Raw genomic sequence first — 24,312 nt, forward strand, 5'->3', positions numbered from 1 at the left:
GAGTTTGGGGTACCGCCGATCCGGCCCCCGCCCACTAGGGTGGGGAATAATCTCATAACAACCCCCTTTCGCCTCGGCTATTTACTAATGATCGATGTCGCAAAGAGACGGTACCCGTTCCAATATTTATCGAAGGGATAAACGTCTCGCATGATTTCAATCGCTCTCAAAAATCGATTTCGTAAAGATATTCTGGAATCCTCCCGTCTCGTTAACTCTTTCAAGAATCGTGAATTATGCGTATCCGTCTGAAAACCTAGATTTACTATTCCGGAACCTCGGACTGATTTCTGTAAAAAGTATAGGGAGTCCCGTAAGTTCTCGGAACCGAAATCAAATTCTTTTAGAAACGACGATGAAAGCATCCAAGAACCTTTTTGTTTGGTATCCGAGATTTCGGGCAACGGTTTTCTGCCGAATAAAACTCCGCGATTAAAATCAAGTTCAAGCGGTTCCTGTATTAGGAAAAAAGGAGAGATTCCCGAGCGGCCGACTTTAGTTCCTAACTCCAATGCATCTAACTTTAATAATCGTTTATACCAATCGGGCGCGAAATTTGGCTCCCTTGCGATGATAGTAAAACCCGGCAAGAATTCGTCCTTTTCTTGATGAATAGGATTTTCCAAAAAAGCGAGCGGATCCGTCACATAATAAATTTCTTCCTCCGAGCGAGGAACTAACGGAACTAGAAAATGGTAATTCGAAAGATACAGATAGGTCGTTTTATTCTTTGAAATTCTAATATTCTGGCGATATTCGGTTTCCAAGGATTCTCTTAATAAAATTTCGGAACCGCCTTTTTCCGCCTCTTCGTGATATCGCTTAATAGTCGCTTTTAATTTTCGATTATCCTTATATGCGATATTTCCGTTGGATTTCCCCTTTGTAAATTTGATGTAGAAAGTCGTAAGACCTAGATCCGCCACCGCAAGAAATTCCTGGTCGGCCGGAAGCTTTTCTTCCAATCTAAGTGAAACCGGTTCGAATTTTGGGATATCGGAAAAAAACGGCTCTTTTCCGAGAATCGTTTTCCTAGCGACGGAAACCTTGTCTTTAGCTACGCAAAGATCGAAAAAAACTTCCGAATCATTCTTTTTAAAAGCGAGAGTTTGCAGAAATACCAAGAAATCGTTCAGCTCCCGTCTCTCTCTCGGTGTCAAAGAAGTTCGCTTGCGGGAGCTCACCCATCGATTCGCTATATCAAGAAAATTCTTTGGAGTTGAAGAAAGAGATTCTTGATAAAATTTTGTAAATTGGAAAAAGGGAGAATCTGAAGCGATCGTCTGCGGCTTACCGTTTAACACGTTTACTTTATATTTCAGATATTCGATTTCCCAATCTTGGAAATGTCCCGGTTCGCTCTCTGCTTTGAGTATCCATTTTTGCGCATTTTCGTAGTCTCCTTTGGAATAATATGCGCGAGAAACTTCGATCATGAACCTCACGACCCTAGGTAAATTTCCTTTTCCTCTCTCGAATTCTATGTAAGAGGAAAGAAAATCGGACATTTCTCCAGCCGTCTCGTCCCCTATCGAGTATCTCAATAAATCCGCTATAACTGCTCTCTCCGAAGAAGTAAGCGAGGAAAATAATTCGCGTGATGCGCCAAGTACTTCCGAATACAAGGCAATCGGTGAAATTCGCCCGCCGAAAGATTTCCTGTCCGCAAGATCGAGCAGTCGCTTCTTGTATCTCAGATTTTCTTCTTGCGGATTCTCCGAATTCGAAGCGATCACTGTTCCCCGCTTCGGTTCGGAGATTTCTTCCAATAACGCGGTTTGCTCCGACAAATCTTCGGACAATTTCGAAACAAGTGATAGAGATTCAGGTCCTCTGGCGATCTTGGCTGCCTTTATCAATTGTTCTTTTACTAGGTCCGGAAAATAACTTTCCAAAGCGAGTTCCGCGAGCCGAATTCGAAGTAAAAAAGGTTCGTATGTACCGATGCCGACCAATTCATCAAAATTAGTTTTTGGATCCTGACCTTGCTTTAAAGCGGAAACGGCAGAAATCAAATTTTTCTTATCCGCCGGGAGTGGCCTGTCGGAACAATCTAACTCATCATGATCCAAAATAGCGGCAAGGCAAAGCGTAAAATTCAATTCTTCTAATAGAGAACCGTTACGCGTCTCATACGATAAGGAAAGTATTTCATCCAGAGAAAGCTTCGAATGATTTCGTCTTAAAAGTCTAAGTAGATTTTCTTCGATTCTACGAGAAAAATCGGATCCCGTTTGTGCATAGTTTTTGGCCTCGTAAATTTTGTCATAGGCGGCCCGATAATTTCCGATTATTTCAAGCGATCTAGATTCCGCAAAAAGGGATTCGGCTCGAACTTTATTTGACTCCCTTTTTAATGAAATTCTACCAAACCGATAGACGCCCTGGGCGATCTTTTGTCCGTCTATCTCTGCGAGTACATTCGTTATACAATCTTTTGAATCGTCGCAGAAAAATACTTTGTCGACCCCGGAGCCGATGCTAGCGGAAGCAACCTTTGAGATTTTCTTCCAGGAAACTTGCTTTGGAGTCACGAAAATAACGGAAGATATCTTATGACGCTTGGAAAAAATTTCCTTTAAATCCAATCGATCCGGAACTCGCTCGCCGAATAAAAAATCACCTTCGACTTCCGGTAATGAGGAAACGATTATATCGGAATCATCCAATAAATGCGCCAAAAAACCGGTCTTTATATTACGAACCTTTAATTTGGAAGAAAGATCAAGATAAGAAGTTACCGTTCTAGGCGATGTTTCGGCTCGTTCCGGCGGTAAATCTAAGTCGGTTTTTAGAATCAATCCCTCGATTCGGCGAGCGAACAAACCCGCATAATTCGTATTTCCCGGATCGAATATTTTTTTGGGCATCATCCACTCTGGTTGGCGGGATAACTCAGTGAATACTTCTTCTTCATCGCCTAAAACAGTTACAAATCTTACGGATTCCGTTTTCCGAATCCGCACAAAATTCTTTCCCATTACTTTGATGATTCTAAATTCGCTTTCTTGAGAACCTAAATGCTGATCGGCCGATTCACGGAAAGGGCTAAGGAAGGCGACTCGATTCGGAAAAACTTTCCTTAACTGTTCCAGTGATTGCATAGCCGAAGCGGATACTGTGTTCAATTCCGACTCGGCTTCTCTTATTTCGACTCGCCTTTCTAAAGCAGCCTGGTATTTTAGATACGCGGTTCGAAAATATTTCCACGATGTTTCAAATTGAAGATATTCCTTCGGATTTCCTTCGAATTCCCAAGTTCCTTTTTCAAAATTTCTAAATAATAAAACGGATCGATATCTGTCCCAGGTTTTAAAAGCCGCCGTTTGATTACCCGATTCCATCTCATAACGAATCTTTGTTTCATATAAATCACGCAGCAAAAATCCTTTCACTTCTGGAATGATATGTGCTTGTTTTTGAAGGAGACTCTCTGCTTTGAGTAAACGTTCTTTTGCCCGAGAAGATTTTCCGGATATTATATCCAGCCTGGCCTGTAAAACCCAAGTTTGGATGAGTTCGTTCGCGTAAAAAAATTCGTTAGCCATCTCTTCCGCAAAATTCAAGCAAAGATAAGCTCGCTCCAAATCGCCGAGACGAAAATAGATACTGGCTCGACTTAGTGAATGAATGACCCTCTCTTTTTTAGAAAAAGGATCTTGAGCTAATCCGATGATTTCTTTCGGTAACCCGGAAGGATCTTCGAGCAACGAAACTGCCAAACCGAGTTTTTCAAATCCTGAGATCCAATCCTTTCGTTTTATCTCCTCCTCGCCTAAATAGTAAAAAAGATTCGATATTAGAATATCATAATCATAATTTTCCTTATAGAAAGCTTCCTCGCATCGCTTTCGAAGAGAAACCCTGTCCTGATCTTCCGAGATGGACAGGCACGAATCGATATAATTCGTTTTCATATCATAAAGGAACCCGTAAGCTTCCTCGAGTTCGACCTCCGGATGAAACTTTGAATTTTTATCCTCGGCTTCGATTTCGGCAAAGAGCGAATATAAATAGCGTCGAAATGTACTTTGCGACTTAAACGAGATCTCGCTCGTCGACGCTTCGTAACTCTTTCCAGAGCGAAAGGCGGCCTTAGCCTGTTCGAATTCATTCCTTTTATATTTAACGAATCCTAAATCGTTCCAGGATTGGGATTTTATCAATTTTCCGGGAAAGCTTCCGTTCAAACCTTTTCCGTTCACGTACGCGAGACGTTTATCGGTTTCTTCTCCGGCAAGTTCGTAATTTTGTTCCAAGAGTAGATTATTAATTCGTATGCCCGACGATAATAAGGGCTGATACGCCGTAGGGATCGCCTCGGGAAATCGTCCGGACCCTGAAATGCGCGTCGAATCGGGAAGGACCGTATCGAAAACGAGATCCCAAAAATAGTCCCAAAAGGTAATCTTTACTTTACGCGGAAACCAATTTACGCCTTTCTCTTTTACCAGCTGTTCCGCTTTCCTTAGATTTTCCTCCGATTCGCTTAACGATCCGATTTTCTGAAAGCAGAGCGCCAGGGCATTATGCAAGTTAACGGGATCCACTAAACGAGAAGAGTCGTTTAACTTAAGTGCGTCTTTGTAAAAAGGAATCGCCGAACTATATTCTCCCGATTCCATATGAGATAGTCCCGTAAGAGTATAGATTAACGCTAATTTTTCATGATAACTTTCTATAGCCCCCCTCGGATCCGCCTGAGAATATAATTTGGAAAATTCGTTTTTTGAATATAGATCGGAAGCAGCATTCAATTTACGAATGGCGTCCCCGTACCTTGACATATAAATGGATGATCTCGCCGAATTGAATAGGAATACGGCTTTTTGACGGTAATCTTCGAATTGAGCTTTGGAAAGAATAAACTTAGAATACGATTCTACCAAAGAGTATTGTTCGTCCGCTTTCGGATAATTCTTAAGAAGGAAGTAATTATTTCCAAGATTTAAACGCAAATCGGACAAGGCTTTCTTATTTGCGAAATTCTCCCCTAAAAGTTCCAAAATTTGACTATACAGCTCTACGTTTTCTTCGAAATTCTTCTCAGGAAAGTATTTCCGATATATGGATGCGTACTGATCCTCGTCGGATAACTCCGCATCCGGCGGCTTTCGGGATTTCATGATGTCCACATACTGATATAACCAGCCTAACAGTTGATAGGCGTCGTGATAAGTGGGATCGGAGAATATGATCCATCTCAGCTCGTATTCCGCTTGTTTAAAATCGCGTAACGCAGCTTCCTTCTTGGCCGCGTCCATCGTTCCTGCCGCGTAAAAATAAGTTTCCCGAATAACTGATCGATTGATCAGGTAATATGCATATCCGTAAAGAGTCGCTAAATCGAGGAACGTTCTAGCACGGGGAAGAATTTTCTCTTTTTCGTAGTATTGAGTTACGTAGAATAATCCTTCCTTCTTATCCAGCGGATCGAATTCGACCGGATTCAAAGTCCCGAGTAATCCTTTCGCGTTTTTATCACTGATCGATTTGGCCAATTTGAAAGACGTATCGACCATCAATCTTTGGTAATATATCGCATAATCTTTATACAGCGTATCCAGAAACAAATTCTTACTTTTTGCAAGAAACATGTTCTCTGCGTTAAAAAAATAGTGAAACGATGCTTGTAAAAAATCGGACCTATTCTCGTAGTTTCTGGCCAAATTTTCGAAATATAAGAAGGAACGCTCCATCTCTTTTTCATCGATTGCGACTCCGGAAGCCGCATCATAATTTTCGAGGAAGATTCTCAATTCGGTAAGAGAATTTCTGGTATCACCCAGTCCTCTAAAATTTTCCGATTTTAGTATATGCGTTTTTAGGAATAAAGGGTCTTCCGGCTTTAACTGTTCGAGAAAACCGTCAAGAATAGAATTGCTTTGTTTAAAATCACCCTGCCCTTTTAAACCTAACGCTTTTATATAAGAGAAAAAACGATGCAATACTGCGGATTTTACTTGGAGAGAATTTGCATTTTCGGCAGTGTCCGCGATTGATATTTTTTCCGCGTCGGAACGATCCGAAACCATCTCGGATTCGAGCAATTCGTATATATTCCGCAAATCTTCCATATCCGACTTTGGATTGTTCGCAACTAAAAGCAGAGAATTCGGAAGAATCCAACCCGAGCTCTCCGACACCCCGAATCGCAAGGTACCGATTTTTCGCAATACGTCCCGGTCATGGTAATAATCTGGAAACTTCACCCGCAAGGATTCGAATACTCGAAGCGCCGAAGCCCGATCGTTCCGATTAATATAGGCGTCTCCGATTTCTTCCTCCAAGGCAGCCAGCGCATTCCGGTTTATTTTGGGAACTTTTTCCCAAGTAGCCGAATAATCCCTAAGTGCGTTGGGTGCGGCGCCATCCGCCTCCAATAGAAAAGCGAATGATAGGCCTGCGTCGGGGTGCAATCTGTTGGAGGTCATCTCCTTTCGAACTTCCGCAAGAACCTGCAATTTTCCTTTTCTTTTAGATTCTTTATATTTCTCTAATAGCCCTTTCGCTTTGAATATCGGAAATAAGGGATCGTCTGAAAAATACGAATCCAAGGAATCGATCGCTAATATAAAATCTTCGAAACCTTGTTTTTGTTTATATTGAAGCGCAAGATCGAATTGAGCTCCGATATTCTTCGCCTTAGGAACGGAACCGTTTTCTGGCAAAAAGTAAATATTCATCGTTTCATAAAACGAGGCAGTAAACAGAATACTCCCGCCGTTAAACCTGGAGTATCTAGTATCGAATAACGAAAAATTTCCCGAAGTTAGTAATGCTTCCCGCCCCTTGGAAAGGTCGAGTCGAACGATTACGCTATTATCTCGTTCGTCTATTTTTCCGTTATTATCAGAGTCTCTTCGAATCGAAGTATAATATATGAATTTTGAGTCCGGCGAAAAGCTAGGGGAAAAATCCAGATAATCGTCTTTCGTAATCCTTGTAATCGTCCCGGTCGCTACTTCAATCGAATACAATTCGCCCCTAGGCGATTCCGAATAGGAAATGTATACGATTCTCTTTCCGTCCTCCGACCAAAAAGGACTGGCTGCTCCATTTTTTGTCAGTAACTTCGCCCTAGCTGCCCCCTTAGTATCCCATAGGATCAAATTCGGAGTACCTGGACTGAGACGATCCGAGGAGAAAACGATATGTCGGTTATCGGGTGCCCAAATGGGATCGGTATCCACAAAGCGATCCGACTTTAGAGAATTAGTATATTCAGAATTTGTTAAAAAAATAAAATCTTCGCTAAGAAATCTTTTTCCGTCCAGTATTTTGGCGGCCCACTCGGCCGGATTCATTGCCAAGAGTACGATATCGCCGGCAGAATCGTATTGTTCGGAAACGAAAACCAACTTCGAGCCATCGGGACTGATTGCGGGTTTATATTCCGAGGATGGATGTCGCGTAACCGGAACCACGATCGAGCTTTTCAAATCGCGAAACCAAACGTCGAAGTTTCCTTTTTGGCCGGTAGTATAAAATAGATATCTACCGTCTTTAGTCGTGGAATGATAAAGGTTATTGCCTCTTTGGACGGTCAGAGGAAACGGCTTTTCGTTATCGGGACGAAAATAATTTCGAGAAATAGGGCCGTAATCGAATTCGATAGGCTTTATTTTTTCGACGACACTCAGAAGAGTACAATCGCCAAAAAGAAATATAACAAAAAGAAAAATTACGTATTTGGAATAACACATAAAAGCTTATCCCTTTTTCTTCCAAACACCCGGAGATGATTCGTAGTATTCTCCTGGATCCACCGAACGGTACCACGATAATAGTATAGATTGTCTCAACTCCGTTTTTTCCTTTTCCGTCATAGGCTTTCCGGGCAAAGTTGCCGCCTTACGCAGCTTGCCCTGAACAATCAAATCCCTGCTGTCGTTCGTTATTTTAAGCAACTCATCGAGCCGATTTTTCAATTCGGGCTTGGACAATGCTTTCTCCGCACCGGCCTCTTTTGTTTTCGGATTGATTCGAAGCTTACCGTCCAAGCCTTCCGCGAGTAAGCCCGACGCGGAATATTCTTTCGTCTCCCGAGCCAAATAAGCCAATGTCCGCAAGGCGATATAAAGAGCGCGATCGTTGGGATCCGAAAATTCTTCCCGGACCAAATCTCTCTCCCAAATTTCGGATCCCGACGAAGATGTTTTTATGGAAGCGATCAGCCATCCGTCTTTTTCTAGATTTCGATCCTCTCCTAACATCTGTTTTTCGGACGCTGTCTGAGTCTGAGTGAACGTAATCAAGGGAGCCTTAATCGTACAAAAATTACAAAAAAGAATTAGAGTTAAAGGAATTTTGAAGAAATTTAATTTTCTCACGGTTTTATCACTTATTATACGTTTCGATTTCGCTCTGCGCGCGTTTTAAGAAATTTGCCAAGGGCATTCTTTGTTGAGAAACCTGGTTGTTCTCCAAATTGACGAACGTCCCTAGTACGGATCTCTTGAATAAAATCACTGCATAGACCAGCCCTTTAGACAATTCTAATTCGATTTTATCCACCGCATAGCTTGTATATATGAAATCCGTCAACAAGTTGGAAGGCGCGAAAATATTGATCGCGCTTTTACCGAAGTCGCGACCGATTTGATAAACGCTGAAGAACAGATTTAGATTCGGAATCGGGTCCCCGAGATTCCTTCCCCAAAGATTCACATCCGCTTTGATTTTTCCGTCGTCGATCTTACTCCTGCTCCGATTCGGAAGCAGCTGTTTAAGATCTATGTCCTTTACCCGCAGCGCCAATGCATATTCCATTTTTTCAGGAGTTCCCGCTCCGACGTTAATGATTACGTCCTTTCCGAGAACTTCTCCGTCCAACGTGTATACTTTAAGGAAATCCATTCGTAAATAATTTTCTGAATAATTTATGTTCGCGGAAAGCCCGGGAGAGCCTCCTTTCGGCTTTACGTATTCGAACGGCAATCCTTTGAGGGAAGGATGAGTTCCCACTATTTCTCGAATCGTAAAATTCGGCTCCGGTAACCGGCCGTAATTCATCACAAACTTTCTTTTATCGCCCTCGATCAGATTTCTGGTTTCTCTCATCGAAACATCGTGTTGGAACGGAACGGAGGCGTTAAGTCCGTCTATCCTGTACAGCTTGCATTCGGGACTCGGGCATAGGCGATTACTTATATAAAGGCCGGATTCTTTGGAGGAAAAATTACCGGAGATCATCGATCCGACCCATCGGAAGCCTAAACTTAAATCTCCGCGAAAAGTCAATCCTTTGATTAAATATGCGTCTTCCTTTGAAAGTAAGCGGAAAGATCCGCTAAGATCGGGCGCAAAAGGGCCCACGGAAGGCGGAGCCTCGTCCTGCTTCGGACGCGATAAAGTGCCTGAAGACTGAAAGGAAAGTTTTCCCGCAAATGCGGAAAGGTCCAACTGCTTCAAATGGATTTTATTCGCAGGAGAACCGTCGATCATAACGGAGACCTTAAGCTTTCCGTCCTTAATCTCTAAGGCCGGTACTAGCAATCCGAATCCTCCCTTGATTTCCTGGACGGAAGCAATTTTAGAATAGCTGAGATCTCCGGAAAGTCCGACGTTCGCGCCTAATTGTGAACGGACCGGCATTAGGGATTCCCGAAGTACCAGAGGCAAAAGTGGAAGCAAGTCGTCTAAATTCGCCTTTAACTTAGCGTTATTTAGATCGGCGCTTAAGGATTCCCCTAACCGAACCTTGCCGCCGCTTTCCAGGCTAAAGGCCTCGGTTCCTTCCGGTGACGATATTCCCATCGAAAGAGGAGAGATGTGAATCTCTCTCAATTCCCACGGTTTATCAGGAAATCTTAAAATTCCTTTTAGCTTACCGTCTAGTAGAATATTTCCGGAATTTCCCCGACCGTATGCAAAACGAAATCCCTTCGCTTTCATTTTTAGATTCAGATCCAGCGAAGAAAAGTCGGCTCCCCTTACTCCCAAATCCACTGATAGAAGTCCGGCTAATCCCGGCGAGTACGGGGCGAGGGAAAACCGATCCAATTTCAAATCGAGACTTAGAGCTCTCTCCCGAACCTTCGGATCTCCGGAATAGAATATCGTTCCTAATAAGGTTGCGTCATTATACAAAACTTTCAGTTTTTTTATATCTAAGATTCCGATCCATGGAAGCGGATTCGGTCCGGTAACTGCCTGATTCGTCGACGGATACAATCTCGCGTCCCAGTCCAGATACAATTCCGGAATACGATGAGTTCTGCCTGCTATTCTTAAATTCAATCCGTTAGCTTTGATTTCACCGATTACCCGAAGATCCTTGGATGTTCCTTCGAACAAGACCGGGGCTAAAGAAGCCTCGCCCTGCATCGAAATTCCTGCAAACCCCAGACTCTGGAGAAAATCGGAGACAGGAGCCAAACGAATTTTCGATTTTTGTAATGCTACGTTTACGAGTTGAGATTCGTCCCCGAATCCGGAAATTTTTCCGCCGCCTTCCAGCCAGACATCGTCATTTACTTTAAATTGTAGATTTCCGAGCATGAGCTCCTTCGAATCGGGAGAATATTCTAAATCGTATTTAAACGAAAACCCGAAGGGTGCTACCAGTCGATTCCTAAGTCGCAGAGGAATCCGTTCGGACCCGACATCCAACTTGGAGCGAAAGGTTTCTCGTACGTTTCCCCTGTCCCAAATCCAAGTAAATCGAAGCGGATGGTCCAGACTCCTGGAGGAATCTTCAAATCGAAGCCGGATTTGTTTTTCGGGATTCAATCTGAATTGGAAATCGTCGATCAATTGCAAGACTGTCAGATCGAAAGGGATTTTAGTAAATCGTTTCGTATCCAATTCCAGTGCGAATTCCAATCCCTCCAGTCCGGCTGAGTACGACTTTGCTCCGTTATTCGATAGAATTCGTACGTTTATATTTTTGAGTTCGAATCGTAAAAAGGCGCTTACTGGAAAATAGGTACGAATCTGAGTTAACGGATCCGATGGAGCGGCAGGAGGGGGTTCAGTCGTCGCCTTTGACGAGGGAAATATGGTCGCGATATTCCAAACTTTCCCTTTTTGAACCAAATTCAACTCGAGATCCTCGAGCGCTATTCTGGAGAGTTTCAATCTTCCAAAGAAGAGATATGGAAGATTATAGGAAAATTCAAACCGCTTCAGGACTAGAAGCGGCTCGCTTCCCCATTCGGACGAAGCGTGCACGGTTATATCTTGAATTCGTATGCCGTATAGCGGGGAAAACTTCTGCACATTTCCTTTTATTTCCCCCCGGACAAGCTGCACAAAAACCCTGTCAAAGAGAATCTGTCCGGTAAAGGAGTTAAATAGGCTGTGATAAAGAAGAAATAGCCCGACTAGTATGGTTAAGGAAATTTTCCGCTTTTGAAGGATCTGAAAGACCGAGGAGGCCACCTGAATTTCGGGTAAAATTAATATTCGAAAGACTCGATAGCCTCTTCCAAGGTTTTGTAGATCTCAAAAATGCTAGCGAGTTTGGTAATCTCCATCAGATTCTCAATGTCGGAATTTAGGTTGGTAAAAACCATTCTTCCTTTGAGTCCGTCGATGTGTTTGTAGATGTTCAGGAACATCCCCAATCCGGCGGAGTTGATGAAGGGCACTTTTTTAAGGTCGATAATAAACTTCGGGACGTCACCCTTCGAGATATACTCCTCGATTTTTTGTCCAAGTTCGAATTCGTTTCCAGCCTTGATGGGTCCTTCGATCTTGATAATGTGGACGTCGTTTTTCGTGGTGACTTTGATTTTCATAACCCTTTCTTGGATTTTTGTGCATATATAGAATCGGCATTCTAGTCGTCTTGTAAAGTCCTTTTTTACGAGATCATTCCCAAATCCGGTCCTGCTTTGCAGGAAATGGCGCCTATCGGTTTCGGCCGGTAGAATTATGCGGAATAATGATCGACATTTTGGCCGGAATGAAACAACGTACCATCGTCAAAGATGGCTTCCAAACCACCCCTCCTATCCGTCGTCATTCCCATATACAATGAGGAAAAAACAATTCCGGAGCTTGCTAAGCGACTGAATTCCCTCTTAAAGATCCTAAAAACCAAATTCGGCTTCGATTCCGCCGATTCGGAAATTCTGTTTGTAAACGACGGCTCTCGGGATGAGAGCGCGGAAATTCTAAAAGAGTTATGCGAGTCCACACCCGGTTTTTTCCTAGTGAACCTATCCAGAAACTATGGGCACCAGCTTGCCATTACCGCAGGAATCGATGTGGCTCGAGGCGAGGCGGTGGCGGTTATGGACGGCGACCTGCAGGATCCTCCCGAATTCGTTGCCGATTTATTCGAAAAAATGAAAGACGGGTTCGATGTCGTTTATGCACGAAGGAGGACTCGCGAAGGCGAGTCGATTTTCAAACTTATAACGGCCCATCTCTTTTACAGAACCTTGAAAAAATTAACCAAATTCGATATCCCGATCGATACGGGGGATTTTCGAATTATGAGCCGAAGAGTTACAGACGTATTGGTTTCGATGAGAGAACAACATCGTTACATCCGCGGCCTGATTGCTTGGATCGGATTTCGTCAAACCGGATTGGAATACGATCGTGATGAGCGTTTCGACGGTGAGACCAAATTTTCCCTAGGGAAAATGCTTAAATTCGCATTAGACGGAATTACCTCTTTTTCTTCCGCACCTCTAAAGCTCTCCTCTTATCTAGGCTTTTCCGCCGCATTTGCAGGAGCCCTGTACACTATTTATATTCTTTATCTGAAATTGTTTACGAACAATACCATCCAGGGTTGGACCTCGGTGATGATCGTGGTTTTGATACTCGGTGGGATTCAGTTATTGGCGCTCGGGATGATCGGGGAATATTTAAGTAGAGTCAACGACCAATCCAAGAATCGTCCGCTCTATGTGATCGAAAAGATTTATTCCACCGATACCGCCCCTAAACAAAAAGAGAAAAAGAAATCGGCCAAGAGTTAACGATCCTTCTTTTAAGAAGGAACTGTAGTTGCTAGTTCCTTCGTTTAGTAAAATGGAAGGTTTTTTAACGGTGAAATACAGTCCAATTCCGCCTGCTCATTTCCGATGAGGAAAAATCCTTTCCCCCAAAGACGCATCCTATAATCTGATCGAGAAAACTCTAGGAATGTTTGGGGGGAAAAATGAATCGTCTTACGGATAGAATTCTAGGCTTTTTTTTGATTTCAGCCGCATTGTTTCTGACCGGAATCATGGTTTGGAAGAATTGGTCCGCATTCCTAAACATTTGCCCGATAAAAGATCTGCTTACCTGGGATGAAAATATCCGTCTCAACCAATTACTGGACCAGTACCAAGATTTTCGAGACGGACGGTACTGGCGCGGATTCTTTCCTTTTTTAGAGGCGTCTACCTGGCCTCCTCTCAGATCGATCTTTTCTCTCTTTATGCTTTGGGGTCCTGGAGAATGGCCTATCACTTGGAAAGATTCTTTCCTCGGATTGATATTTTATGCGCTTTGCTTTCCCACATTAATCTATATCAGCTTTCGAATCACGGGTTCTTTCATTTTCTCCGGCGCCGTTTCTCTATTTATTCTGGCGATGTCCCTTCACACTACTGAAACTCCCGCTTACAGTTTATCGTCTATGCTTGAAACTCAGGGAATGTTCGTGTTGTTATGGGTGTATTTCGCGTTATATAGACTTTACGATTCGGTGCAAAAATTAGTGCCCGGCTCCGAAATGGAAAAAGGAAGTAGGGTCCCCTTACTCGTTTCCTTGGCGCTACTCTCTTTATTTTTTACAAAATATCCGTACGGGCTTTTGCTTTTTATTTCTTTATTCTTATACGAAGGAATTGCCCGCCTTCCTGAATTAATCGGTTTCCTCCGGTTCGCAATTCGGGTTCATTACAAAAATCTGCGTTTAATTTTTTTGGTCGTAGTGGTAGGGCTCGTATTTTCCCTTCCGATCCTACGAGTCGTTACGGACTGGAATTTAGATCAAAGATCATTTAAGAAAGTCTTATACTTTCTAACCGTGATCCTATTTTTAGACTTTAATTATTTCTTATTTAAATACAGGGACGAAGCTAAAAGCGTCACGCCTCCGTCCCTTCGAGTGCTCTATATCTACGCGATACTTCCGAGTTTTGTCTGGCTATTCGCCAACTTGGACAGGGTCATGAGTCTCGTGAATGCCCAGATGATCGTAAACAAATTCGTCAGAAGTTTCATACTGAGCCTTTTCGAATCTCCAAGCGAGAGGATCCCGGCGAGTCACGTTTTCGACGATCCTTGGATTTTTCGTATTCTTTTTATCGGATCAACCATACTCATCGTAATCTGGTTCTATCTTAGATCGAGAGACAAAGACGCCGATGTAAAATCGACTTATACCCGAAGTCTAACGAAATCTCCAGAAGGGAAATTGGATTCCTTACTTGCAAGGCTGGAAAGTCTATCATGGCCCGCTGCACTAAGAGATCCTTTATTTGCGATTTCTGCAGTAGTTTTCTTACAGTATATAGTGATCGACGTCACTACAGGCAACAAACAACTAAGGCACGTCTTTTACCCGTTACCTGCTTTACTTTGGATTTTGAGTTTATGGTTTTTCCGAGCGATCAAAGATTCGAAAAAATTGCAAAGCAAAGTTATGATGTCTTTGTTCTCGGGAATCATTTTTACCTGGGGGATCTCCTTATTTTTCAGGACCGGAGGACTATTAAACGTTTCCTATTATCAGTCCCACTCATTCTGTCTGAAAGGATTCGAGGAACAAGTATTTCAACCTGCTCGGGATTTTGCATCCAAGATTGATTCGAATGGGAAATACATAGCTTTTAACGCGTTCCATGACGAGGAAAATTTTCAAACTCCCGGACGCGTTCTAGCCTCCGAGTTCGATCTTTTATTCAGATTAAAGACTTTGGATAAAGGTAAATACAGAAACGATAACAAATATCGCTGGAAAACCTGGGAAGAATTTGACAGACTCATCTATGTCGGACCAAATTGCGAGCTACCCGACAAATATAAAATAAGAACGGACAGTCTCGGATATGCAATCGAACAGTTAGCGGAGTATTCCAAAGGGAAAGGACTGTATTGCATGAAAGAATTTCGTCTAATCCGCAGATAATCTTCCGTTCCGGGAAAAGCGGTCGCTTTGGAGGCTCTAGAAACTCGTGTCGAATCCGTGGCTACTGCCCACTCTTCTAGCAACCTTACCTTCGAGTATCTTCCTATTCGCTATCTATTCTTATCTTTATTATAGGGAGAAGCAAAAAGCTCTACTAATGTGGGCGATATGTTGCTTCTTCCATATTATGTTTTATATCGGAAATATTTTTCTAGCGACCGGAATGACGGAGATTTATCGATTCTATCCGAATGTGACCTTTGATTTTTTGATCGCGACTTTTCAGTTGATTGGATGCATGTATTTCCTGAAAAGGGCGACCCCGAACGCGGCAAAGATAATCTTAATGGTCGTCGGAGTCTGGGCTGTCTATCTGGACGTGATCAATACTAATAATTTTTTACTGATGAGTCCCGTTTATATTCTGATCGGATTTTCCCAGATATTCACAGGCGTTTCCTTTTTAAGGCTAACTGATAACAATATTGGAAAAAAGATCGCCGGATGGATACTTATATTATGGGGTTTTCATGTCTTAAATTATCCGATCTTGAGGCCAATTCCGGAATTTGCTTATATCGGTTTTTCAATCGGCGGTTTTTTTAGAATCTCTTTGGCGATCGCAATTTTATTCTTCTATTTCGAAGAAACTAAAAACGAGTTAACGCAAACCCAAAATGATTATAAAAAAATAATAGAAACCACTCAGGAAGGGATTTGGATGATCGATAAGGATGCGAATACATCCTTCGTGAACGATAAGATGTGCGATTTTTTGGAAATATCCGAAAAGGATTTTATCGGAAAATCCCTATTCGACTTTATCGACCCCGAATTCAAAACGATCGTCGAAAAGAGATTGGCCGAACGGAAATTAGGGTTAAGCGAAATTCACGATTTTCATTTTAAGAATAAGAAAGGGGAATCTATTTGGTTATTGATGTCGAGTAGTCCGATTTTCGACATCAACGGAAATTATGACGGCGCCCTTGCCATGAGCACGGATATCACGCCCTTCAAGAAGGCAGAAGGCGCTTTAAAGGAACGCGAACGACAGCTTTCCACCTTAATAAAAAATCTACCTGGAATCGCATATCGATGCAAAGTGAATATCGACTGGACGATGGAATTCATTAGCGACGGGTGCTTCGAGTTAACCGGTTATTCTCCTTCCGATTTCGTGGATAACCGAACCGTTTCGTTCGGTAGCATCATTCATGAAGATGATAGCGAACGAGTCTATAACGAAGTCGTAACCGCCATTAATGCAAACCAATCCTATCGTTTAGTTTATCGCATCTTGCATAGAAATGGTAACCTTCGATGGGCTTGGGAACAAGGTTCCGCCGTAAAGGGAGAAAACGGAGAGATTTTAGCGTTAGAGGGATTTATCACCGATTTTAGTCAAGTAAAGGCCGCCGAAGAGATCATGTCAAAAACTCTTGAAGAGAAGGAGATCTTGCTAAAAGAAGTCCATCACCGGGTAAAGAATTATCTGCAAGTACTATCTAGCTTACTGTCGATGCACATGGATTTAAGCGAAGAGTCCGAATCCAAATCGGTGCTTTTCGAAAGTCAAAACAGAATCCAATCGATGGCTTACGTGCATGAATCGCTATACGGAAAAAATTCCATTAGCGACGAGTTCTTCCCCGAATACGTAAGTAGACTTGTCGAAAGCCTCTTACGATCCTTCGGATACAAGACAGACGAAATCCGAATAGATCTTAGGTGCGAACCGGTCCCTCTTAGACAAAACGCGTTCATTCCTATCGGTCTCATATTGAACGAGTTAGTCACAAACGCTTTGAAGCACGCCTTTATTTCAAAGCCTTCTGCCGAAGTAAAATCGCTCGGAATCGCTTTTTACACGGAGGGCAACTGGGTTCACTTAGAAGTCAGCGATAACGGAAGCGGGAAGGACCCGAAAGTTCGACCTTCAGAGTCAATGGGTTTAGAACTCGTAGACCTATTAGCTAAACAACTAAAGGGGAACGTCCTGGACTTGACTCATTCGAAAGGAACAACTACTCGAGTTCGATTCCCGATCCTATCTTAATCTATTAAGTTAATCATGCATTTTGCGTGTTTGCATCGGTGATCGAAACCTCTTCCGGATCGCGATTCGTAACTTCTCGGAAGGTTTCCAAATATTTCGGATGATTCGTCCCCATTAAGCGATCCCAAATATTAAAATATAATCCGTAATTACAGTTAAAATATCGATGATGCATATTGTGGTGCGTCGTCGTATTATGCCATCTTAGAAATTTATTATCCAAAAATCCTTTCGGAAAAAGTTCGAAGGAAAGGTGACCTAAAACGTTTAGGAAATTGCTATAGAAGAAAAAAACCAAAAGCGCTATGGAATGCATCGGTAAAATCAAGGCAGCAAGAGGAATAATCCCCGCCTCTACGACCGCCTCGTACGGGTGGAAGGAAAATGCGGCCCAAGGAGAAGGGTTTGTGGATCTATGATGAGTTAAATGCATTTTTTTGAAAAGAAGCGGGTGATGCATTAACCGGTGAGTCCAATAGAAATAGGTATCATGTAATAATATCAGTGCCACGATACTGAACACCATGTACGCGACTCCATAATCGGAAACCTTTTCGTACAGTAGGGTCCAACCTTGTTCTTTCATCCAATAGACCAAGATTCCCGAGGCGGCAAAAATAAATAAAGTTAACGCGGAATATTTAAGCTCGTAATAGATTTTTTCTTTTTCAGGCAATCTCGATTGGATAATCCTGTGTTTTAATTTATCCCTAAAAACGTACCATACGAAGAAATATGCCAATCCGGCCATGAATAAATATCTTACCCATAATGTCACGAGCGAGAATACGTAGTAACCTTCGTATCCGATTTTTTGAACTAACTCAGTCATGATTCCACCTCGCCGTCTTTATTTCTTTTCGCTTTCAATATCGTATTTTAACAGTAGGACCTTCGGGATTCTATTAGATCATGAAAAGACCTAGCCGATTCCGAAATCAGGGAGGATTTATCGATGAATTTTATGACTGAGGTTGCCTTTCTCGATTTTTACGAAATTCTGTCGGAGTGACGCCGGTAAGTTCTTTGAACGCCCTGTTAAACGGGCCTAAGGATTGGTAGCCTAAGTCCATAGCGATTCGAATAATCGGAAACTCGTCCTTTCCGGAATCCAATAGGATTTCGCATGCTTCTTGGATCCGATATCGATTGAGGAAGTCGGGAAAATTTCGAAAACCCATACCCTGATTAATCAGACGTCTTAGTTTATATTCCTGAACTTCCAAATCTTCCGCCAATTGGCCGATCGTTAGCCCGTCTTTTCGATATAGCTTTTCTTCTTCGAAAGCCAGGACTAATTTTCTCTTTAACGCCGGATCCGCTTGAATGACCCGTTCCTCTTCTTCGATTTCTCCGTCCGGCTCCGGATCGACCAAACCGTCTTTAAGTTCGAGCACTAAATGCATGAACGCAAGGATCAATCCCCAAGCGAGAACTACGTTTAATAAATCCAGGATTTCCGAAAGCGCTTTTCCGCGTAAAATCAAATGGGAGAATATCGAGAAAGTAATGACGCTACCGGTAACGAGAATGTGGACCTCCCTCAATCGACGTCGAGTTTCTATTAGATCGTCCTTTCTTCCGGAATACGTCTGCAGAATGGCGGCCAGGACAAACGCGAGAGAAAGTAAGGTCGGAACTATGATATGAGCAATGACGGTTTCCGATTCGATCGGACCTCTCATATTGATTTCATCCAGTACCGGATAAACGAGTAAAGCCGATATCAAAATCTTTCCTATCAATAAAGACCAATGCCAAAGCTTCGGTTGAAAATTATCCACGAAGATAGCGGAGCTTAAGATCCAGAAAAAAAAAGGTAAACTAAGAAGTCCCCCGAATAGCCCGACCCGAATCGGGAGCGGAATCAGCATGTTCGGATCTAAGGAAAGGATAATATAGCAGATAATTCCGAAAGAAAAGCCTGCAGCGATTCGAATTCTGAGATCGTAATGATATCTCCATGCAAATAATCCTATAAGAAAGATTAAGTTCGAAAGACAGAAATAATGAAGGATATTTGTGATCTCTGAGATCAAGGGAGTTCTTCCAGTTTTTCCAATTCTCCCCAAAAGTCCTTTGTTTGTAAACCAGGAAGAAATTTCCTAATTAGACTACTATCGACAAATGCGTCCTCTCGATCCGATTCTTCCTCGTTTCTTGGGTCGATTTTTCCGTTATCTTCTAAAAATCGGAAGATCTCGAACCAAGTATGCCATTGATTGTCGGATAATAAAAGCTCCGACGGGAGAGTGTCCTTGCGGTCGAGGAGGATTCTTCTAAGAACTTGAGTTATATCGTCAACATGAACTAAGTTCAGTTGCCGTTTGTTTTTTTTGACCAGACCTTTTCGCGCCCAGTCACCCGGATTCCGTTTCGGCCCGTAAATCCCACAAAGCCTTAAAATTTTCCCACCGCTCTCCAAGAATCGTTCTTCTATTTCGTAACGCGCATGATCGGAATTTTTTGGGGTCGTCTCGAGTATATCGCCTCCGCGTTGATAGATGCTTGTCGTTCCGAGCAACCAACGCCGGCGGGCCACTTTCGGTAGGACCTCCAAAAGCAAATCGCGTGTCGCGAGGGAATGGATCGGAAAGGTTACGATCAACGCTTCAAAAGGAGAACTTTCGAACTCGGACTTAAATTTTTGGATCGCTTCCGGTTGCGAAAAATCGACTTTTTTAGAGGTATCCGTACGAGTGTTTGCGGAAAAACCGATAACAGGAAGATCTAATTCCAGAGCTCGAATCGCTCGCAATCCGGTATAACCCAACCCGAGAATTGCGAAAGAATCCATCAAATTATTCTAATCCGAGACGCTTGTAGATCAGCCCTACTTTCGCCAGATACGGTTCTATTCGGAAAATCGCATCCAGATCGTCCGGATTCAGAACTTCTTGAACCTTCGGATCGGCTGCGAGTCTACCTTTTAACGTCTGAGTTTGGTCCGCCCAAACCGCCATCGCATGTCCCTGAACTATCGAGTACGCATCTTCTCGAGTGATTCCTCCTTTTTCGATTAAGTGAAGAAGAACTTTTTGAGAAAATATTAATCCACGCGTGATTCCTAATGTTCTCTCGATCGCATCCGGATAAACATGCAGGTTTTTGACTACGAATAACATCTTATCTAAAATGTATTCGAGCGCTATCGTCGAATCCGGGATCACGATACGTTCCGCGGAGGAATGGGAAATATCTCGTTCATGCCAAAGTGGAACGTTCTGCAAAGCGGTTTGTACGTTCGAACGTACTACTCTTGAGATTCCGGAAATTCTTTCGCATATCACCGGATTTCGTTTATGAGGCATAGCCGAAGAACCTTTTTGTCCAACGGAAAACGGCTCCTCCACTTCACGGCCTTCCGTCTTTTGCAAGAGACGAACTTCGGTTGCGAAACGATCCAGGCTAGCTGCAGTCACGCCGAGAGCCGACATATAAGCTGCATGCCTATCTCTAGACACTACCTGAGTCGCAATCGGGTCTGGCTTTAAACCCAATCGTTCGCAAACATACTCCTCTATATCGGGCTCGATATTGGAATAAGTTCCTACGGCGCCCGAAAGTTTTCCCACCGCGATTTCTTCCTTTGCGGTTTGAAGACGGCTACGGTTCCTGCGCATCTCTTCGTAAAAGAGAGCGAATTTTAATCCGAGTGTCATCGGCTCGGCGTGAATTCCATGCGACCTACCGATACAAGGAAGATCTCTATACTGAATCGCTTTTTCTCGGATCGCCTCAATCAGTTGATCGGTCTTACGAAGAATGAGCTCCATTGCCTGTACCATCTGAACGCATAAGGCCGTATCGCCGATATCAGAGGAAGTGAGTCCATGGTGAACATGACGTCCCGCAGGCCCAATATAAGAATTCATATTGGTTAAGAAGGCAATCACATCGTGATGAACCTTCGATTCGATTTCCAGTATTTCATCGACCTTAAAACGAGCTTTGGACCGAATCTCTTCGAAATCCTCTTCCGGGATTTCTCCCTTCTTGGTTCTCACTTCACACGCGAGAATTTCGATTTCTTTCCAAATATTGAATTTATTTTCTAGTTCCCAGATTCTTGCAATTTCCGGGTTAGAATAACGGTCGATCATCGGAACTTCCTGGGGGAAAGTCTCCCCTCTCTATGATAGGATTTTCAACCTTAAGCTTCCCGTAAACGGGAAAAAGCGCTTTAGGAAGACGTCAACCTAAGTCGAAAGACCTCACAAACTCTTTGATCAAATTGATATGATCCACCTCGGGCGAAGGGTTTTCCTTGCTAGGTTCGTAAAGGTGCTCGTCAAAAACGTGATAGTCGAAAATCTTTAATTCGAAATCCGGGATCGTAATAATGATATTCTCCGAATGGATATCGAAGATTAATTTTTCCTCGTCGGCTAAATAACGAGTCACTTCGATGACTCTATGAAAATCCATTGCGATTTTTTTAAGTTTCGCCTTGTTGATGATTCCGAATCTATGAGTATCGAAATTTAACTTCCATTTGGGAAAAAGGGCGTCCTGAATCGGGTTCTGTCTAATCTTCTCGTTTAAGCGAATGAATTCTTTCAAATGCTTTCCAGGCAAAAGATTTTGGTTATCACATGGAGTAAGAGTGATGATAGGAATTCCGAACGGACTTTTACGAAATCGAAGGCCCATAAAAAATCGAGTGGGAAGCACGAGATCCGGAATCAAACTTTTTAGTTTCCAATAATGAAGTCGCTCCAGACCCAATCTCGCAAACTTAAATCGAATCTCGTCCTTGGCAGATTCTTTCCAGGTAGCGCTCTGTAGGAACTCCATCAGACGGATTTCTTCCGGCTTCAGATATTTTCCCAAATTCCTTTGCACCTCTTTGTATAAAGAACCGAAAATAGGATCGGAAGGAAGCTTTGACTTACCGATCTTAACAACCTGATTCCAAGGTAAGGCATATACGAATTTGTAAGAACCGCGCCCGATGTAGTTCTCGGACGCCAGCGGCATAAAGCTGTCTAAAAATTCCCGACCATATCGATGGGTAATTCTGAATACATGAGAAACCGGAAAAACCCGCTCGTATAATTTCCGAAAGAATCCTGACTGCCTAAGCCGAAAATCGATCGGGAGATCTTCGAGAGGTATCCGTTCCTCTGTTTTTTCGTGATCGAAGAAGAGTTCTTTATCCAGTCCCTTTTCAAGGATCTCGATAAAGTTTGGAATTCCCGGAGAATTCCAGAAATTCCGAATCGCATCTCCAAATTCGGAGAGTCTTCCCTTCTTTGCCATTTTTCTAAAGTTGCGGAGAATACTTGAGCACGGGAGAATAGGTCGGCATAGCGCTTTTAGACTTTTTATTAGAGTTTAATAAGTCCGATTTATTCTCGTCCAACCACCAAAGATGATTAGCACCGCTCTCTCCGTTAAACCTTCCTAAAGGATTGATAGGGAATCCGAATCGATTCCAATACAATAGTCGAGTGGATTTTGTGTTCCAAAGTAGGACATATGGAACCTCTTTTGTTAAAGCCTTATCGATTTTACGAAGTAGATCCGTACGTTTTTGTACGTTGAACTCGGTCTTTTGTTCTTGGATTAACTTATCGACTTCGGAACTTTTAAAACCGGCCAAATTATTCTGGCCGGTTTCATCCGCGTATTTTGAAAACCACATAGGTTCCGGATCGGGAAATAATCCCCCACCCCATGCGGCCCAGGTCATATCAAAATCGTATTTATCGACGCGCGAACTCCACTCTGCTAAATCGGTGAGATCGATACTAGCTTGGATCCCGAGTTCCTTTGCGCGTTCAATAAAAACCGTAAAATATTTTTCGGTTCCTTTATCTCTATCTAAAATTGCGAATTTAAATTCTTTGCCCCCCTTTTCCAGAATCCCCTTTGCATTGGGCTTCCAACCGGCTTCCGATAAAAGTTTTCGTGCCTTTGCCGGATCATAATCGATCGGAGGGTTGGGCGTGGAATTTCCGGGCCATACTCCCGTGTAATACGCGTCCGTTAAGTCGTATTCGTTAAACGCTAGTTTCTCAACTAGAAGTTTCCTATCCACCAAATGTGCGATCGCCTTCCGAACGCGGACATCGTCGAACGGCGGACGCCTCATATTAAACACCCAGCCTTGAAAACCTATCGGCTTATCGTTATAAACTTTTTGCTTAACGATATAATTTTTATCGAATGGTTCGCCCGTCGCCTCCTTCACCCAAGTATATGCCTTATAAACCGGATATATGTCGATGTCGCCTTTTTTAAAGGCTTGAAACGCGACCGCTTCCTCGGTATAAACTTTAAATAAAAGAACGTCGAAGTTATCGCTTCCCTTATAAAAGGGATAAGCGCGCATCCAATAGTCTCCGCGTCTACGTAAGCGGATATATCTTCCTTTTTTAGCCGATAAAAGTTCGTACGGTCCGGAAACTACGGGGAATTCGAAGTTTTCCTTATTAAAATCTTTTTCCTTAAAGTGATGTTCAGGAAGAATAAATAGGGAATGCGCGACCGTTTCGAAATTCGACCAATGAATTTCTTTTTGCGTAAATTCGACTTCATATTCGCTTAATACTATCGGTTTTTCGAATCGAGCTAATCCGATCCGGAACACTGCCGTATTGTTCTCTTTGTTCATTAAGGTTTCATAAGTAAAGAGAACGTCTTTTGCAGTAACCGGTTTACCGTCGGACCATTTCGCGTTCCTATCGATCGCAAACGTGAATTTTTTCTTATCTGCGGAGATTTTCCAGGAACTTGCCAAGTGAGGAATCGGTTCCAGCGTTATCGGATGGTACTCCAACAAAGGCTCGAACATCGTTTGAAATATTTCCGCAGTTGTGGAGAATTGCTCTAGATAATAATTTAAAGATTTCGGGAATTGATGGCTGTAAATTCGGAGCGTTCCGCCTTTCTTAGCGTCGTTGGAAGCAATAGGATTATTTTTTCTTAATGCTTCCGGTATTGATGAATATGCCCCTTGCCAAGAAATATCCTTAACAACGGTTCCGTTATCGGAGTCTTCTTTCTCTCCGCAGGAAAAAGTCAGTCCGATCAAAAAGCCTATAATCAGGAGTATGATCGAATTCCGAATTTTTTGTACCCAATTCGTTTCCCGTTTCAATGTGCACCTCGCTCGTTAGAAACTTTTGCAAAGACTGCATTTCGGGCAAACTGAATACGGTTT

At 42.8% G+C, this 24,312-nt stretch carries 13 protein-coding genes; 3 read left to right on the forward strand and 10 right to left on the reverse strand.

The features are described 5' to 3' along the window. Window positions 1-77 precede the first annotated feature (77 nt). Genes LEP1GSC050_RS06685 through LEP1GSC050_RS06700 form a run of 4 tightly spaced genes read right to left on the reverse strand, consistent with a single transcriptional unit; the run spans window position 78 to window position 11,744 of the window. On the reverse strand, window positions 78-7,706 hold the full coding sequence (locus LEP1GSC050_RS06685; RefSeq protein WP_010570473.1) for a PD40 domain-containing protein: 7,629 nt from the start codon (window positions 7,704-7,706) through the stop codon (window positions 78-80). Between the two features lie 6 nt (window positions 7,707-7,712). Beyond that, window positions 7,713-8,333, reverse strand: a complete 621-nt coding sequence (locus LEP1GSC050_RS06690; protein WP_010570474.1) for a hypothetical protein — start codon at window positions 8,331-8,333, stop codon at window positions 7,713-7,715. Between the two features lie 7 nt (window positions 8,334-8,340). After that, window positions 8,341-11,385 (reverse strand): LIC_11026 family protein, encoded by a 3,045-nt coding sequence (locus LEP1GSC050_RS06695; protein WP_010570475.1) that lies wholly within the window; start codon window positions 11,383-11,385, stop codon window positions 8,341-8,343. Between the two features lie 17 nt (window positions 11,386-11,402). Further along, window positions 11,403-11,744: an STAS domain-containing protein gene (locus LEP1GSC050_RS06700; RefSeq protein WP_010411951.1), complete on the reverse strand. Its 342-nt coding sequence runs from the start codon at window positions 11,742-11,744 to the stop codon at window positions 11,403-11,405. A 192-nt stretch (window positions 11,745-11,936) separates the two neighbouring features. Here LEP1GSC050_RS06700 and LEP1GSC050_RS06705 point away from each other — a divergent pair, with 192 nt between their 5' ends. The 3 genes from LEP1GSC050_RS06705 (at window position 11,937) to LEP1GSC050_RS06715 (ending at window position 17,144) form a co-directional block, all read left to right on the forward strand. Beyond that, window positions 11,937-12,941, forward strand: a complete 1,005-nt coding sequence (locus LEP1GSC050_RS06705; RefSeq protein ID WP_010570476.1) for a glycosyltransferase family 2 protein — start codon at window positions 11,937-11,939, stop codon at window positions 12,939-12,941. Window positions 12,942-13,123: 182 nt separating this feature from the next. Beyond that, entirely contained in the window at window positions 13,124-15,085 is a 1,962-nt protein-coding gene (locus tag LEP1GSC050_RS06710) for a hypothetical protein (RefSeq protein ID WP_010570477.1), read from the forward strand. Between the two features lie 46 nt (window positions 15,086-15,131). Further along, window positions 15,132-17,144, forward strand: a complete 2,013-nt coding sequence (locus LEP1GSC050_RS06715) for a PAS domain S-box protein (RefSeq protein WP_040911208.1) — start codon at window positions 15,132-15,134, stop codon at window positions 17,142-17,144. 13 nt (window positions 17,145-17,157) lie between these two features. Here LEP1GSC050_RS06715 and LEP1GSC050_RS06720 read toward each other — a convergent pair whose 3' ends face one another. From LEP1GSC050_RS06720 to LEP1GSC050_RS06745, 6 genes are all read right to left on the reverse strand, one after another. Continuing rightward, complete coding sequence (locus LEP1GSC050_RS06720; RefSeq protein WP_010570479.1) at window positions 17,158-17,976, reverse strand: sterol desaturase family protein; 819 nt, start codon at window positions 17,974-17,976, stop codon at window positions 17,158-17,160. 130 nt (window positions 17,977-18,106) lie between these two features. Continuing rightward, window positions 18,107-19,183, reverse strand: a complete 1,077-nt coding sequence (locus LEP1GSC050_RS06725) for a helix-turn-helix domain-containing protein (protein ID WP_020987674.1) — start codon at window positions 19,181-19,183, stop codon at window positions 18,107-18,109. After that, window positions 19,180-19,941, reverse strand: a complete 762-nt coding sequence (locus LEP1GSC050_RS06730; RefSeq protein WP_020987443.1) for a Rossmann-fold NAD(P)-binding domain-containing protein — start codon at window positions 19,939-19,941, stop codon at window positions 19,180-19,182. Before LEP1GSC050_RS06730 ends, LEP1GSC050_RS06725 begins: the two co-directional genes overlap by 4 nt. A 4-nt stretch (window positions 19,942-19,945) precedes the next feature. After that, window positions 19,946-21,247 (reverse strand): adenylosuccinate lyase, encoded by a 1,302-nt coding sequence (purB, locus tag LEP1GSC050_RS06735; protein ID WP_010570483.1) that lies wholly within the window; start codon window positions 21,245-21,247, stop codon window positions 19,946-19,948. A 91-nt stretch (window positions 21,248-21,338) separates the two neighbouring features. Beyond that, on the reverse strand, window positions 21,339-22,406 hold the full coding sequence (locus LEP1GSC050_RS06740) for a hypothetical protein (RefSeq protein ID WP_010570484.1): 1,068 nt from the start codon (window positions 22,404-22,406) through the stop codon (window positions 21,339-21,341). Window positions 22,407-22,410: 4 nt separating this feature from the next. Next, window positions 22,411-24,249: an extracellular solute-binding protein gene (locus tag LEP1GSC050_RS06745; protein WP_010570485.1), complete on the reverse strand. Its 1,839-nt coding sequence runs from the start codon at window positions 24,247-24,249 to the stop codon at window positions 22,411-22,413. Between the last annotated feature and the right edge of the window lie 63 nt (window positions 24,250-24,312).

Source organism: Leptospira broomii serovar Hurstbridge str. 5399, from assembly GCF_000243715.2.
In the GTDB taxonomy this organism is placed as follows: domain Bacteria; phylum Spirochaetota; class Leptospiria; order Leptospirales; family Leptospiraceae; genus Leptospira_B; species Leptospira_B broomii.

Excerpts from the sequence above, each read along its gene's own strand:
- LEP1GSC050_RS06730 (WP_020987443.1), bottom strand. The coding sequence starts at position 19,941 with ATGGATTCTTTCGCAATTCTCGGGTTGGGTTATACCGGATTGCGAGCG.
- LEP1GSC050_RS06705 (WP_010570476.1), top strand. The coding sequence starts at position 11,937 with ATGGCTTCCAAACCACCCCTCCTATCCGTCGTCATTCCCATATACAAT.
- LEP1GSC050_RS06720 (WP_010570479.1), bottom strand. The coding sequence starts at position 17,976 with ATGACTGAGTTAGTTCAAAAAATCGGATACGAAGGTTACTACGTATTC.
- LEP1GSC050_RS06700 (WP_010411951.1), bottom strand. The coding sequence starts at position 11,744 with ATGAAAATCAAAGTCACCACGAAAAACGACGTCCACATTATCAAGATC.
- LEP1GSC050_RS06740 (WP_010570484.1), bottom strand. The coding sequence starts at position 22,406 with ATGGCAAAGAAGGGAAGACTCTCCGAATTTGGAGATGCGATTCGGAAT.
- LEP1GSC050_RS06685 (WP_010570473.1), bottom strand. The coding sequence starts at position 7,706 with ATGTGTTATTCCAAATACGTAATTTTTCTTTTTGTTATATTTCTTTTT.
- purB (WP_010570483.1), bottom strand. The coding sequence starts at position 21,247 with ATGATCGACCGTTATTCTAACCCGGAAATTGCAAGAATCTGGGAACTA.
- LEP1GSC050_RS06710 (WP_010570477.1), top strand. The coding sequence starts at position 13,124 with ATGAATCGTCTTACGGATAGAATTCTAGGCTTTTTTTTGATTTCAGCC.